General features: G+C 44.5%; 17 protein-coding genes and 1 rRNA gene. 2 read left to right on the forward strand and 16 right to left on the reverse strand.

Features of this window, described 5'->3' with window-relative positions; translation table 11 throughout:
• Both P4361_RS18825 and P4361_RS18830 read right to left on the reverse strand, forming a co-directional pair.
• Positions 1-196, reverse strand: a 16S ribosomal RNA gene (locus P4361_RS18825); the annotation flags it as partial.
• A 275-nt stretch (positions 197-471) separates the two neighbouring features.
• Positions 472-690, reverse strand: coding sequence for a hypothetical protein (locus tag P4361_RS18830; RefSeq protein WP_062240286.1), 219 nt, complete (start codon positions 688-690; stop codon positions 472-474).
• 196 nt (positions 691-886) lie between these two features.
• On the opposite strand from P4361_RS18830, the gene pdaB reads away from it, so the two are divergent.
• Positions 887-1648 (forward strand): polysaccharide deacetylase family sporulation protein PdaB, encoded by a 762-nt coding sequence (pdaB, locus tag P4361_RS18835; protein ID WP_062240283.1) that lies wholly within the window; start codon positions 887-889, stop codon positions 1646-1648.
• 21 nt (positions 1649-1669) lie between these two features.
• On the opposite strand, the gene P4361_RS18840 is transcribed toward pdaB, so the two are convergent.
• Positions 1670-2281, reverse strand: a complete 612-nt coding sequence (locus tag P4361_RS18840) for a KinB-signaling pathway activation protein (protein WP_053356161.1) — start codon at positions 2279-2281, stop codon at positions 1670-1672.
• A gap of 150 nt (positions 2282-2431) precedes the next feature.
• Between P4361_RS18840 and gerD the strand changes: the two genes are divergently transcribed.
• Complete coding sequence (gene gerD / locus P4361_RS18845; protein ID WP_328090531.1) at positions 2432-3085, forward strand: spore germination lipoprotein GerD; 654 nt, start codon at positions 2432-2434, stop codon at positions 3083-3085.
• A 43-nt stretch (positions 3086-3128) separates the two neighbouring features.
• On the opposite strand, the gene P4361_RS18850 is transcribed toward gerD, so the two are convergent.
• The 13 genes from P4361_RS18850 to rpsK all read right to left on the reverse strand — a co-directional run bounded on the left by P4361_RS18850 (position 3129) and on the right by rpsK (position 13326).
• On the reverse strand, positions 3129-4163 hold the full coding sequence (locus tag P4361_RS18850) for a P-loop NTPase (RefSeq protein WP_248251092.1): 1035 nt from the start codon (positions 4161-4163) through the stop codon (positions 3129-3131).
• Positions 4164-4276: 113 nt separating this feature from the next.
• Positions 4277-4990, reverse strand: coding sequence for an N-acetylmuramoyl-L-alanine amidase CwlD (gene cwlD / locus P4361_RS18855; RefSeq protein ID WP_062240271.1), 714 nt, complete (start codon positions 4988-4990; stop codon positions 4277-4279).
• 62 nt (positions 4991-5052) lie between these two features.
• Positions 5053-5496 (reverse strand): DUF2521 family protein, encoded by a 444-nt coding sequence (locus P4361_RS18860; protein ID WP_082316073.1) that lies wholly within the window; start codon positions 5494-5496, stop codon positions 5053-5055.
• Between the two features lie 262 nt (positions 5497-5758).
• Positions 5759-6472, reverse strand: a complete 714-nt coding sequence (locus P4361_RS18865; protein WP_328090534.1) for a DUF421 domain-containing protein — start codon at positions 6470-6472, stop codon at positions 5759-5761.
• 143 nt (positions 6473-6615) lie between these two features.
• Positions 6616-7008, reverse strand: coding sequence for a 30S ribosomal protein S9 (rpsI, locus tag P4361_RS18870; protein WP_053356167.1), 393 nt, complete (start codon positions 7006-7008; stop codon positions 6616-6618).
• A gap of 18 nt (positions 7009-7026) precedes the next feature.
• Positions 7027-7464, reverse strand: coding sequence for a 50S ribosomal protein L13 (gene rplM / locus P4361_RS18875; RefSeq protein ID WP_007203517.1), 438 nt, complete (start codon positions 7462-7464; stop codon positions 7027-7029).
• A 275-nt stretch (positions 7465-7739) separates the two neighbouring features.
• Positions 7740-8477, reverse strand: a complete 738-nt coding sequence (gene truA, locus P4361_RS18880) for a tRNA pseudouridine(38-40) synthase TruA (RefSeq protein WP_328090535.1) — start codon at positions 8475-8477, stop codon at positions 7740-7742.
• Between the two features lie 19 nt (positions 8478-8496).
• Positions 8497-9297 (reverse strand): energy-coupling factor transporter transmembrane component T family protein, encoded by an 801-nt coding sequence (locus tag P4361_RS18885; RefSeq protein WP_053356169.1) that lies wholly within the window; start codon positions 9295-9297, stop codon positions 8497-8499.
• Positions 9287-10162: an energy-coupling factor ABC transporter ATP-binding protein gene (locus P4361_RS18890; protein ID WP_328090536.1), complete on the reverse strand. Its 876-nt coding sequence runs from the start codon at positions 10160-10162 to the stop codon at positions 9287-9289. The genes P4361_RS18885 and P4361_RS18890 overlap by 11 nt, the downstream gene beginning before the upstream one ends.
• Positions 10138-10977, reverse strand: coding sequence for an energy-coupling factor ABC transporter ATP-binding protein (locus P4361_RS18895; protein ID WP_062240257.1), 840 nt, complete (start codon positions 10975-10977; stop codon positions 10138-10140). Before P4361_RS18895 ends, P4361_RS18890 begins: the two co-directional genes overlap by 25 nt.
• A 386-nt stretch (positions 10978-11363) precedes the next feature.
• Positions 11364-11726, reverse strand: coding sequence for a 50S ribosomal protein L17 (gene rplQ, locus P4361_RS18900; protein ID WP_053356173.1), 363 nt, complete (start codon positions 11724-11726; stop codon positions 11364-11366).
• Between the two features lie 87 nt (positions 11727-11813).
• The gene (locus tag P4361_RS18905; protein ID WP_062240254.1) at positions 11814-12758 is read right to left on the reverse strand and encodes a DNA-directed RNA polymerase subunit alpha; all 945 of its coding nucleotides are present in this window, start codon (positions 12756-12758) and stop codon (positions 11814-11816) included.
• Positions 12759-12930: 172 nt separating this feature from the next.
• Complete coding sequence (gene rpsK, locus P4361_RS18910; protein WP_053356175.1) at positions 12931-13326, reverse strand: 30S ribosomal protein S11; 396 nt, start codon at positions 13324-13326, stop codon at positions 12931-12933.
• Positions 13327-13333 lie beyond the last annotated feature (7 nt).

Genomic DNA, 13333 nt, shown 5'->3' on the forward strand with positions numbered 1-13333 from the left:
ACCGGCGTTTCTCTTTATCCTCCGGTATTAGCTTCGGTTTCCCGAAGTTATCCCCGTCTTACAGGCAGGTTACCCACGTGTTACTCACCCGTCCGCCGCTAACCTCAGAGAGCAAGCTCTCTTTGGTCCGCTCGACTTGCATGTATTAGGCACGCCGCCAGCGTTCATCCTGAGCCAGGATCAAACTCTCCAATAAAGTGTTTGATATAGCTCTTAAAGTTTAAAAATTGATGGGATTGTAAAATCCCTGACTTACCTGGCTTTTGTTTGGTTTTCAAAGAACAAGTTTGTGTCGCTCGTTTTGGCGACTTTTATACTTTAACATTTTTGCAACCATCATGTCAACGATTATTTTGTTGATATTTTGTTGCTCATCACCGTCTCATCGGCGACAAGGGATACTATATCACGTATCGCTTTTTAGTGTCAATACTTTATTTAAAAAAAGTGATTGAATCCTTTTATGCCATGTTATTGGCTCTGTTTTCTTCTGCAGAAACGCGCGCATTCTGCAGGTTCGGCCAGCCTGGCAAAGAGCTTAAAGAGAACCTGGTACCTTTCTTCGATTGCGGATTTTACTATCTTATCCAGCCTGTCATCTTGCAGATCAAACAAAAGCTCTTCCATTTCTTTTTTTAGAAGATATTCGAATTCCTTTGCTTCCCTGCGATTCATCATTAAGCCTATCATTGCGCCACCATAGCTTCCTTTAGTGTTTGTTTTAAGCTATCGTTCCCGCCCCCTTGTTTTCTATGTATATAAATGGCCGTTTCCTGTCTGTGGTCTATCTTGTCCTCACTGGTCATATATATTTCCTTAGGCAGACAGCTCTGGCAAACGAAAAAGAAAAAGGATCAGCTCAATATACAGGATTAGGGGGGACGGTATGAAATTTTTCATGGTGGTTAACGGTAAGAAAGTGAAGCAGTATATGGTCGTTGTGTTTGCTGCCTTCTTTGCCGCTTCACTTGCATTTATGGGACAAGAGCAATTATCTGTTTTTTCATCCAAAGATGGGCCCCGGGCAATCTATAAAGGTGAAGAAAAAGGGAACAAAGTCGCGCTGACGTTTGATATCAGCTGGGGAGACAAGAGAGCTATTCCTATCTTAAACGTACTGAAAAAACAAGGAATCAAAAATTGCACCTTCTTTGTTTCTGCCGCCTGGGCGGAAAGGCATCCTGAAATTATTGAACGAATCGTAAAAGATGGGCACGAAATTGCCAGCCTCGGTTATCAATATAAGAACTATACGGATTGGGAAGTTCCCCGAATTCGAAGAGACATCTTAATCGCACAGGAAAAAATCAAAAAGGTTTCCGGAAAAACAACGACGCTCCTTCGTCCGCCGAATGGCAATTTTGATAAACGGGTCCTTGAAGTCTCAGAAGGTACTCACCATTCTGTTGTGCATTGGAGCATCGATACGAAAGACTGGAAAAATCCCGGAGTCGAAAAGATCGTGCAAAATGCGACTGGTCACGTGAAACCTGGAGATATCCTTCTCCTGCATGCTTCTGACTCAGTCAAGCAGACACATAAAGCCCTGCCAGAAATTATCAGCAAATTAAAATCGGAGGGTTATTCGTTTGTCAGCGTTGGTGAAATGATTGCCAACACTCAGGCACAAAGCCAGGAAGTCCATTAATTCTCACAAAAAAACTTCCGCCTAGACAGCGGAAGTTTTTGATTTTGTTCCTGTATTTTGATTAATGAGCCGGTGCAGCATTAAGATCTGATAAGTATTGCAGGCACCAAGAGCCGCAAATGCCATCCACATGGCACTTGGAGCGTTTGTTTTTAAAACTGGGACCCACTCCATCGTCGTAACCACGATGATGAAAAACAGCGTTGGGACAAATGCTCCCTTGTTGGTTTGCTTTTGTTTAAGATAAGCCACCGCAAACCCTAGAATCAGCACGCCGATTGGAATCAAGCTGTAGGAAGCAAGGCTTTGTCCCGCTTTATGAAACGCGGTATACCGCAGATAAAATAAGTCAAAGAGAACAACAATAATAAGAACGATCTGTACACCATTCCAAAGAGATTGCGATTTAAATATTCCCAAACCGAATCGGTGAACCGTCAAGTACGCAAAAAAGCCCATTTGGCTGAACACACTGAACAATGCGCCAAAACCAACAAGACCGAGTATATAGATAAAAAACTCTTTCACACCTCCGCTTTGCGGAAATTGTGATATCAAACCTGCCACAATAGCGCAGCCAATTCCTAAGAGCAACGTAGTAATAAATAAAAAGACCCAGTTTCTTGACTTCACGTGATTGCCTCCAATCCAAATGTAACCGTTATCGATTGTACCAATCCTACCCCAAAAAAGCCATACTGTTTTCCTATATTTGTTCTGCATAAATCTTCTCAAAACACCCAACCTAAAGGTAAGACCTAATAGAAAGGAGAAGGAGCAGACGTGAAAAAAACGTGGATCCCATGTCTCTTCTGTTTTCTTCTTTTTGCCCTAAGCGCCTGTGCGCAAAATGAAGCACAAGGAAGCAGTTCCCAGAACATCGATTATGATGCAACCAAAAACATGCTGGTGGATATATTAAAAACAGATGACGGCAAAAAGGCCATTAAAGATGTATTATCTGATGAAAAAATGAAGGAACAGCTATTGCTTGATCAGGCATTAATTAAACAGACGATCGAGAAAGAGCTGTTATCTCCCAAAGGCGAACAATTTTGGAAACAAGCCTTTAAGGATCCTAAATTTGCTGCGGCTTATGCAAAAAGCATGAAGCCAGAACACGAAAAGTTAATGAAAGGTCTAATGAAAGACCCTTCTTATCAGCAACAGATCATGAACATTATGAAAGATCCCAAGATGGGACAAGAACTATTGGACCTTGCCAATTCCCCTCAATACCGAAAAGAAGTAAAGAAAGTCATGATGGAAACCTTCGACAGCCCGATTGTGCGTGCTCAATTAGCTGAGATGCTGCAAAAAGCTGCACACGACGAAATTGATCAGGCCACCTCCAAAAAAGGACAACAGGGCGGTCAGCAGCAGAATCAGCAAGGCGGCGGAGGCGGCGGAGGCGGCGGAGGCGGAGGCGGCCAATAACCGTTAAAAAACCTCGTACTGGATTTCAGTACGAGGTTTTGTTTTATTTAACCTGATCGATGACCTTTTGTGCGATGTCTTCATAAGCTCTTCCAAGACGATGATCCGCAGCATAGATACTTGGTGCAAAGTCATCTTCGTTAATATCAGGCTGGCCGAGTGGAAGCTGGCCAAGCATTGGGATTCCGAGTTCTTCTGAAAGGCGCTCTCCACCGCCTTTACCGAATACATATTCTTTTTCTCCAGTCAGCTGGCTCTCAAAAAAGGACATATTTTCAATAACACCGATGATCTCATGATCGGTTTTTAATGCCATTGTTCCCGCTCTTGCCGCAACGAAAGCTGCTGTTGCATGCGGAGTGGTAACAATGATTTCTTTGCATTTAGGCAGCATCTTATGAACATCCAGGGCCACATCTCCGGTTCCCGGCGGCAGATCCAGCAAAACGTAGTCAAGTTCTCCCCATTCTACTTCACTGAAGAAATTCATCAGCATCTTGCCGAGCATAGGTCCGCGCCAGATAACAGGTGCATTGTCCTCAACGAAAAAGGCCATGGAAATGACTTTTACACCGAAACGTTCGACCGGCTGTATGGTTTCGCCCACTACTTTCGGCCGTTCTGTGATACCCATCATATCCGGAACACTGAACCCATAAATGTCCGCATCGATCAATCCTACTTTTTTGCCGAGACGGGCAAGAGCAACGGCAAGGTTTACGGATACGGTGGATTTTCCGACTCCGCCTTTACCGCTGGCAATCGCGATAAATTCTGTCTTACTTTCCGGCGCTAGCAAAGACGGTACACCAGGTGCCGCTTTTTGGGCTTCCTGAGCGGGTTTGCGTTCTTCAAACCTCAGGCCGACTGATTCGAATCCAGCACCTTTTAGAATATTAACGATTTCCTGCTGAAGCATCATCTGTTCAGGTGTTCCTGTTTGAGGCAAAGCTACTTTTAAGCTTACGTAGCTTTCCTTTACTTTTATTTCTTGAATCGCCCCTGATTCTGTCAGGCTTTTATGTAAAAAAGGGTCTTGAATATGAGATAAAAGTTCAATTACTTTCTCTTCTGTCATGGTAAAGACACTTCCTTTGCATGTATTCGATTTCATTTTCATATTCAGTATAGCACAAATGGCTTTAATCGTTGACTCATAAGCTAAAAGGTGCAAGCCGAAGGGCTCGCACCTTAATCAGGTATCTTTTCTTTTGTATAATAACGAAGGATGCCTTGGTAAACTGATGCCGAAACCTTATGCTGATAGGACTTGGTTTTAAGCAGCTCCCGCTCGTTCGGATTGGACAAGAAGCCAACCTCGACCAATGTTGCAGGCAGTTTGCTCGTCCGCATCAAATAGATGCCATCAATGGATTTGGCAATCCGGTTGGTATTCTGAAGGTTGCGTTTAAGTTCATTTTGAATAAATTTAGAGGCCGCTTCCCCTTTTTTGTCTGCGGGATTAAAAAATACTTGTGCGCCTCTCCATCGGCTGGAGGGCAAAGCATTTAGATGAATGCTCACATATAAGTCCCCGTTGGATCCATTGATGATTTCTTTTCGTTTTCGTAAATCTTCCCATTTCCGGGCCCGAATTCGCCCAGAGTCTCTACCGCTTAAATCCTTATCTCTTTCCCTCGTCATTATCACGAGAGCCCCGGATTCCTGCAAATAATCCCTCAACTTAAGCGATATATCCAATGAGATGTCCTTTTCCAGCACACCGTCACTGCCGACTGCCCCGCCATCCATTCCGCCGTGTCCTGGATCCAGCACGATTACCTTACCTGATAGCGGCAGGTTCCACGATTTCCAAGACCGGTTTTCCGTAAACTGGTACGTTAAGATAAATAGCAGAAGTGTAAAACCTAAGGCAAAGGCAACTTGCTTTACCCGCTTCTTCATTTTTGCCCCCTAATAAACAGTCATATATGTCTATATATATGGGACAAGACGATGAATATAACTTAATGAAGCTTCATTCTGTATCTTTTCTCTCCGTTCCAGTATCCTTCGAGCCACCAATGCTGGATATACACTTCACAGCACATATATAGAGATTCCATCATCTGTTCTGTTCCCCAGCACCAGAACTGCCAATATTCAAAGAGGCTGTCCGTCAATTCCTTTTCAGCCTGTTGGCTGCGTTTCTTAATGCCATCCAGCGATTCCCCGTGATACGCAAACCGGCTGTACGCAGCCCCAAGCAAGTAGGCATCAATCGCCAGATCAATGCAGGCGTCTTCAATGTCCTGCTGATACAGCAAAGAATATTGAAAGAACGGCTGATACAGGCTTTGGAATTCCTTTTTGATCTTTCCTAGCGAAAGATCCCTCAGCACTTTTCTTTCGTACTCCGCTTTTTTCGTACGCTGCTTCTCCCTAAATGTTGTAATTACAATCGCCATCATTTTTCCTCTTCCCGCGCAGATGCGCCAATCACATATCTATATAATTAATGGGTTCACCCTTAACTACATCTTTTGCAAAAGAGTAAAGCATCATCCTGCGTAAATGATGGGAAAAAAGAGATGCTGAAACGACTGTTTAGAGACGATAAGCACTGGAGGGCTTTGTCATAAAACGCTTTTTGTTTTCTGACAAAGACCGAAGTACACGGGTATCTAGGCGCTGAGGCTGGACGGATTAAAAGCTTAAACGCTTGTTTAACCGTTATTCCTTATCAATCGGTGCCTCCAGCTTGTCTTTATAACAGTCAATGTACAGGTTGCCGTTCGTTCCTTTTACAGCATAATATACGTCCGGCAGGGTCAGGTTTTTCTTTTTTAACTCCTCATGAAGCCATGCTTCCGATAAATTATTCTGCATAAGGTTTTTCGTCAGAACTTGTTTTTCCATAATAAGCTCCACAGGAAACTGTGCGTCATTCTTTTGGGAAGCAATACCCATGTCTTGTTGCGTGAGCATTCTGAATGGCGGCTTTTTTTGAACAGAGATGCCTCCGTTTGTTTCCAGGATGGCATATTGGACCTCATTGATATCAAATACCCCCTTCTCTCTAAGAAGCTGGTTCAGGTTATCAATCGTAAATTTTGCTTTCCCCATGTTTTTTTCCAAAATGGTTCCGTCTTCAATCAGCACTGTCGGTTCTCCCGATATCCACCTGCGCGCCTTTCTGCTTTTTACCGTCCAAAGCAAAATGAGGATGGAGGCAACAAAGAAGGTAATCATCGCGAGTACTGCATGCCATGTCTCGATATTAAGATTAAATGCCAGGTTAGCGGTGATCGACCCAAGAGTGGCAGCAGCTATAAAATGATTCAGTGTCAGATACGACAAGGTTTGCTTTCCAAGCAGCCGGGCGATTCCTAAAAACAAAGCAAAAGCCAGCAAGGTCCTCCAAAATACCTCCATTAACTCCGACATCATATCCCTCCTTCAGAAAACTCGGTCTGTTACAGCTATTGTTTACGAGTAGCGAAAGGAACATGAGCTCAAAGTGAAGATTAAGTGCCTGAACAACAAAAAAGACCCCCAACCAAATGGTTGAGAGCCTTGAAACGTAAAGATTAACGTTTTGAGAACTGTGGTGCACGACGAGCGCCCTTAAGACCGTATTTCTTACGTTCTTTCATACGAGCGTCACGAGTCAAGAATCCAGCAGACTTAAGGTTGCCGCGGAATTCTGGATCTGCTTGTAGAAGAGCGCGAGAGATACCATGACGGATCGCTCCTGCTTGTCCTGTATATCCTCCACCTTGAACAGTTACAAGAACGTCGTAGTTACCTTCTGTAGCTGTTTCGTTAAGGGGCTGTCTTACGATAAGTTTTAATGTTTCTAAACCGAAATATTCGTCAATGCTGCGACCGTTGATTACGATACGGCCATCACCAGGAACTAAACGTACGCGAGCAACGGAGTGCTTACGACGCCCAGTACCGTAATATTGTACTTGTGCCACGTGAATACCTCCCTTTTATTATCCGCGTAATTCGTATTTTTCTGGCTTTTGTGCTTGGTGTTGGTGCTCAGCTCCAGCATATACGTGAAGCTTTTTGATCATTTGACGGCCAAGGCTGTTCTTAGGAAGCATACCTTTGATCGCTAATTCAAGCATTTGCTCAGAACGAGTTGTACGCATTTCTAATGCAGTTCTTGTGCGAAGTCCACCTGGGTGTCCAGTGTGACGGTAGTAAATCTTGTCACTTAACTTTTTACCTGTTAGATGAATTTTTTCTGCGTTGATTAGGATTACATGATCTCCAGTATCAACATGTGGTGTAAAAGTTGGTTTGTGTTTTCCGCGAAGGATTGCTGCAACTTCACTTGCAAGACGACCTAATGTCTTTCCTTCAGCGTCGATCAATAACCACTTACGTTCTACTTCAGAAGCTTTCGCCATGAATGTCGTACGCATGAATTTTCCCTCCTGTATCTTCATTCGCTAAATCGCTCAATTTTTTTATGAATGCTGTTCAAACTCACAGTAAAATACGGTTCGCTGAACATTTTTGAATTACTAAACATTTCGCCGAATTATCTTCCGGGGCAGGGAGATAATCTTAGAAATACCAAAGAATATCTTATAACATATAAACAACGATGTCAAGTGTGTCGAGAAATTTATAAGGTGATTTTTTATAAAATCACTAGGTAATTTTTTATAAAATTACTACATGTTTTTTTAGAATTTTAATAGGTGACGTGATATAAGTATAAACCGTGCGGAGGAGCCGTCTTTCCTGCAGCAATCCGGTTCTTCTCCTGCAGCATCGCTTCGATTTCCTTCGGCTCGATCCTGCCCTGGCCTGCATCAAGAAGAGTGCCAATCATGATTCGGACCATGTTATACAAAAACCCGCTCCCGCTCACTTTAAAAATGATCTCGTTTGTAGACGTGTCCATATCAAAACGGTAGATGGTACGTATTTTGTCCTCAACAGTGGAACGGGCCGAGGAAAACGATGTAAAGTCGTGTGTTCCCAAGAACATCCTCATGCCCTCTTCCAAGGCGCCACGATTTAGAGAATAAGGAAAATGATACGCATAATGCCGGCGGAAAACATCTGGCTGACTGCAGGTCAATAGCCGATAATGATACTCCTTCTTCTGTGCACTGAAACGCGCATGAAAATCCGGAGCAACAGCTTCCACTTTCGTGATGCGTATATCACTGGGCAGCAGCGCATTCAGGGCTTTCTGCCAACGGTCTCCGGCAATGGCCAACGGGCTGTCAAAGTGACATACCTGCCCAATGGCATGGACTCCTGCATCTGTCCTTCCAGAAGCCGAGATGCGCAGATCCTCGCCTTTATGCATTTTGGCCAGGCTCCGTTCAATCTCACTCTGTACAGTACGGCCCTCCGGCTGAACCTGATAGCCGGCAAACAAGGTGCCATCATAGCTTACGGTAGCTTTCCAGCGCTGCATACATCAAACTCCCTTAAGATTAATGCGTTCGGAATACGAAAAGAACGACGGCCAATGCGAGCAGAATGAGCAGAGAGGCTGTATCCCTGAATCTCCATTCCAGAATGCGCAGCCTCGTCCTGCCCTCTCCCCCTCGGTAACCGCGGGCTTCCATTGCGAGAGCCAGGTCTTCCGCACGTTTAAAGGATGAGATAAACAAAGGCACCAGCAGCGGAACAAACGCTTTGACGCGCTCTTTTATAGGACCAGTTGTAAACTCTGCACCCCGGGCCATCTGTGCCTTCATGATTTTCTCCGTTTCCTGCAGCAGCGTAGGAATGAAGCGGAGAGAAATGGACATCATGAGGGCAAACTCATGAACGGGCAGCTTTATCTTTTTAAAAGGAGACAGTAAGTATTCAAGTCCATCTGTTATATCGATCGGTGTGGTCGTCAGCGTCAGCAATGATGTTATGACAACGAGATAGACGAGACGAAGTGAGATGAATACCCCTTGCTTTAAGCCGCCTTCATAAATCTTCAGCCATCCCAGGTGGTAGATGACATCGCCTTGCTTCGTCATCACAATATGCAGGATGAATGTAAAAATGACAATAAGAAAAATGGGTTTAAGCCCTTTATAGATATAACGGAGCGATACCTGGGATGACAGCATAGCACCCGCTGCAAAAATGCCGAGCAGGACATAGGTCAGCCAGTTATTGGCCAGAAAGACCACGAAAATAAACAAAAAGATGCTGAGCAGCTTCGCACGCGGGTCCATCTTGTGGATGACGGAACGGCCCGGAATATACTGCCCAATGATCACGTTATCTAGCATATTGACCCTCCTTGCCGAAGTCAGCCGCAATGGCTTTAGCTGTTTCTTCAATGGTAAAAGAGGATAGTTTCATTGGATTCTTCGTCAATTCCTGCCACTTGAGCAAAAACTGCACCGTTTCCGGCACATCCAGCCCAACAGCCTGAAGCTCGTCCCGTTTATCAAAGATTTCCGCAGGAGTGCCTTCTAGATAGGTGGATCCTTTATCCATGACAACAATATGGTCCGCATAATACGCAGCATCCTCCATGGAATGCGTAACAAGGATGGTCGTCGTCTTACGCTGATCATGAAGGGCACGGAATAAGTCCATGATCTCTTTGCGCCCTTTTGGATCTAGCCCCGCTGTCGGCTCATCCAGAATCAGCACTTCAGGCTGCATCGCAAGAACACCTGCGATAGCTACCCGCCGCATCTGTCCGCCGCTCAAGTCAAAAGGTGACTTTTGCAGTACCTCATCCGGAAGCCCGACAAGCTTAACCATCTCTCGAGCTGTTTTTCTGGCTGCTTCTTCACTCTGCCCGAAGTTCATCGGACCGAACATGACATCCTTCTCCACCGTTTCATCAAATAACTGATGTTCTGGATATTGAAAGACAATACCTACTCTTTTGCGCAGGGCTTTTAGCTGTTTCTTTTTCTCATTGGCAGCAATCGTCAGGTCCCCAACCTGTATGGTGCCTTCAGATGGCTTTAACAGGCCGTTCAAATGCTGAATGAGCGTCGACTTCCCAGAACCCGTGTGACCGATGACTGCAAGGAATGAGCCCGATGGAATAGATAGATTCACATCCTTTAGTGCAAGCCGCTCAAAAGGCGTTCCAGGCTTGTAGCGATGGGTTAGGTTGTTGATTTTAATGTCCATAATGCACCCACCAATTCTTCCTGTGTTAAATGTTGTTCTTTTAAGCCTATCCCATTTTCCTTAAGCGCTAATCCGAGTTTAAGGGAGAACGGCAGATCCAAGCCGGCATCCAGCAATAACGACTCGTTCTGGAACACTTGTCTCGGACTTCCTGTCGTGAGGATGGAACCTTGTTTCATGACCATGACCCGGTCAGCACGGACCGCTTCCTCCAGATCATGCGTAATGGAGATAACAGTAATCCCTTCTTCCTCGTTCAGTTGTTTCACCGTGTCGATGACTTCTTTCCGGCCCATCGGATCCAGCATGGAAGTCGCTTCATCGAGGATGATGATAGACGGCTTTTGGGCAATGATGCCGGCAATGGCAACACGCTGCTTCTGGCCGCCTGAAAGATGGTGAGGTTCACTTTCAATAAACTCCTGCATCTTTACACGCTGAATGCTTTGTTCAATACGAGAAATCATCTCTTCACGGGGCACACCGAAGTTTTCCAACCCAAACGCCACATCGTCTCTGACACTTGTCCCGACGAACTGGTTGTCCGGATTTTGAAAAACGATGCCGACCCGCCTTCTGATCTCCCATAGTTCTTGTTCGTTTGTCGTTGTGTAGTCTTCTACCTTTATCTCTCCTGAAGAAGGCAGAAGCAGTCCGTTGAGCAATTTAGCCAGTGTAGATTTTCCGGACCCGTTATGGCCGACAATCGCCAGCCATTCTCCTTGGTACACCGAGAGGCTTAAATCCGCCAGTGTGGTTTTCTCCTCGCTCGGGTACTGGAAGGAAACGTTATTGACCGATATCAGTTCCTTCACGTTTTTCTCCCCCTCAGCTCAGCTATTACTTCTTTGAAAAAACACTTTACTTCTTGAAATGGTGTCTGGCACCGTTTTTTACATTCAGGTGCCTGACTCCAGATATTTAAGTAACTAATCGAAGCGTTACTACATTTGTGATTTGCATCACGGAAATAACATCTTTTAAGTCAGCAATGCTTACCTTAAAAACATCTACTGACCCTTTCAGGACCAGCTTTTATCTTCCTTTGCAGGATGTTTTTCCGTGCCAGGCACCTGAAAGTGAACTGCGGTGCCAGGCACTGTTTCTTCGATGCTTACTTTTTTTGTTTGGTGAATTTTTCACCAAATAAAAAAAGGGCAAGAAACGATCTTTACGACCCTGTCCCGCCCTTTATTCACTATTAAACTAATTCGATGATGACCATAGGTGCACCGTCACCACGGCGAGGACCGATTTTAGCGATACGAGTGTAACCACCATTACGCTCAGCATAACGAGGTCCAAGGTCACTAAATAGTTTTTGAATTGCCTTTTGTCCTGATTCTTCGTTAGCTACTTCGTTTCGTACGAAACTTGCAGCTTGACGGCGTGCGTGAAGGTCTCCACGCTTACCAAGCGTGATCATCTTTTCAACAAATTTACGTACTTCTTTAGCACGTGCTTCTGTTGTTTCGATACGATCGTTGATAATTAAGTCAGTTGCTAAGTCACGCAGCATTGCGCGGCGAACAGCTGAAACACGACCCAACTTTTGGTATGCCATGTCTATTCCCTCCTTCTGTGCTTTTTGCAGACAGGGGCTGTTTATAAAAACAGTCACCTGTGAAAAAGCAAATTCTAGTCTGTCAGATTAATCGTCAGCACGTAATGAAAGCCCGAGCTCGTCAAGTTTTTCTTGAACTTCTTCAAGAGACTTCTTACCGAGGTTGCGAACTTTCATCATGTCTTCTTCTGATTTATTAGCAAGTTCTTGAACTGTATTAATACCAGCGCGCTTAAGGCAGTTGTAAGAACGCACAGAAAGATCAAGTTCTTCAATCGTCATTTCAAGAACTTTTTCCTTTTGGTCTTCTTCTTTTTCAACCATAATTTCAGCTTTTTGCGCTTGATCGGTTAGTCCGACAAATATATTCAAATGTTCGGTAATGATCTTCGCTCCAAGAGAAACTGCCTCTTCAGGACGGATGCTTCCATCTGTCCAAATGTCAAATGTAAGCTTGTCATAGTTTGTCACTTGTCCAACGCGGGTATTTTCTACCTGGTAGTTTACACGAGAAATTGGTGTGTAAATTGAATCCACCGGAATAACTCCGATTGGAAGATCTTCACTCTTATTGCCTTCCGCCTGAACGTAACCGCGGCCTCTCTTTGCATTCAGCTTCATTTGGAAATGAGCGCCTTCTGCAAGAGTAGCAATATGAAGGTCCGGATTCAAAATTTCCACATCACTGTCATGTGTAATGTCACCAGCTGTAACGACTCCCTCACCCTGTACATCTATTTCCAATGTTTTATCTTCTTCAGAATAAATCTTCATCGCAAGCTTTTTCAAGTTAAGGATGATCGTAGTAACGTCTTCTACAACACCTTCAACTGTTGAGAACTCATGCAATACTCCATTAATCTGAATTGATGTAACAGCTGCACCAGGCAGTGAGGATAATAGGATACGACGTAAGGAGTTGCCCAGTGTAGTACCATATCCACGTTCAAGTGGTTCAACAACAAACTTTCCATATGTGGCATCGTCGCTGATTTCAACCGTTTCAATTCTTGGCTTTTCGATTTCGATCATTCAACTAAACCCTCCTTCAAACGTCGAACCTCGACCGGGCAGAACCCAGCCGAAATTCCCCAATGGCATTCCCGACTTAAACAACTAATTAGTGTTCTTCACCAAAACTAATAGTATACATACCCATTATAGACAGGCTATGCATACTTTATACCGAAGAGTGTAACTATTGTTACACGCGGCGGCGTTTTGGAGGACGGCATCCGTTATGAGGAACAGGTGTAACATCGCGAATAGCTGTTACTTCTAAACCTACCGCTTGAAGGGCACGGATTGCAGCTTCACGGCCAGCACCAGGGCCTTTAACAGAAACCTCTAGTGTTTTCATGCCATTTTCCATTGCAGTTTTACCAGCAGTTTCAGCTGCCATTTGCGCTGCGAACGGAGTTGATTTACGAGAACCTTTGAATCCTAAGTGGCCAGATGTAGCCCAAGAGATTGCATTCCCGTGTGTATCAGTAATCGTAATGATCGTGTTGTTGAAAGTCGAACGGATATGCGCGATACCAGTCTCAATATTCTTTTTGACACGACGTTTACGTGTGTTAGTTTTACGTTGCTTAGCCATTAGAGTT

This window comes from Fictibacillus sp. B-59209, assembly GCF_036216745.1.
Taxonomy (GTDB): Bacteria; Bacillota; Bacilli; order Bacillales; family Fictibacillaceae; genus Fictibacillus_C; species Fictibacillus_C marinisediminis.

What these genes read in the sequence shown, in the direction of transcription:
- P4361_RS18830 (WP_062240286.1), bottom strand. Translation starts at nt 690, where the DNA reads ATGATAGGCTTAATGATGAATCGCAGGGAAGCAAAGGAATTCGAATAT.
- pdaB (WP_062240283.1), top strand. Translation starts at nt 887, where the DNA reads ATGAAATTTTTCATGGTGGTTAACGGTAAGAAAGTGAAGCAGTATATG.
- P4361_RS18850 (WP_248251092.1), bottom strand. Translation starts at nt 4,163, where the DNA reads ATGACAGAAGAGAAAGTAATTGAACTTTTATCTCATATTCAAGACCCT.
- cwlD (WP_062240271.1), bottom strand. Translation starts at nt 4,990, where the DNA reads ATGAAGAAGCGGGTAAAGCAAGTTGCCTTTGCCTTAGGTTTTACACTT.
- P4361_RS18860 (WP_082316073.1), bottom strand. Translation starts at nt 5,496, where the DNA reads ATGATGGCGATTGTAATTACAACATTTAGGGAGAAGCAGCGTACGAAA.
- P4361_RS18865 (WP_328090534.1), bottom strand. Translation starts at nt 6,472, where the DNA reads ATGTCGGAGTTAATGGAGGTATTTTGGAGGACCTTGCTGGCTTTTGCT.
- rplM (WP_007203517.1), bottom strand. Translation starts at nt 7,464, where the DNA reads ATGCGTACGACATTCATGGCGAAAGCTTCTGAAGTAGAACGTAAGTGG.
- truA (WP_328090535.1), bottom strand. Translation starts at nt 8,477, where the DNA reads ATGCAGCGCTGGAAAGCTACCGTAAGCTATGATGGCACCTTGTTTGCC.
- P4361_RS18885 (WP_053356169.1), bottom strand. Translation starts at nt 9,297, where the DNA reads ATGCTAGATAACGTGATCATTGGGCAGTATATTCCGGGCCGTTCCGTC.
- P4361_RS18890 (WP_328090536.1), bottom strand. Translation starts at nt 10,162, where the DNA reads ATGGACATTAAAATCAACAACCTAACCCATCGCTACAAGCCTGGAACG.
- rplQ (WP_053356173.1), bottom strand. Translation starts at nt 11,726, where the DNA reads ATGGCATACCAAAAGTTGGGTCGTGTTTCAGCTGTTCGCCGCGCAATG.
- P4361_RS18905 (WP_062240254.1), bottom strand. Translation starts at nt 12,758, where the DNA reads ATGATCGAAATCGAAAAGCCAAGAATTGAAACGGTTGAAATCAGCGAC.
- rpsK (WP_053356175.1), bottom strand. Translation starts at nt 13,326, where the DNA reads ATGGCTAAGCAACGTAAAACTAACACACGTAAACGTCGTGTCAAAAAG.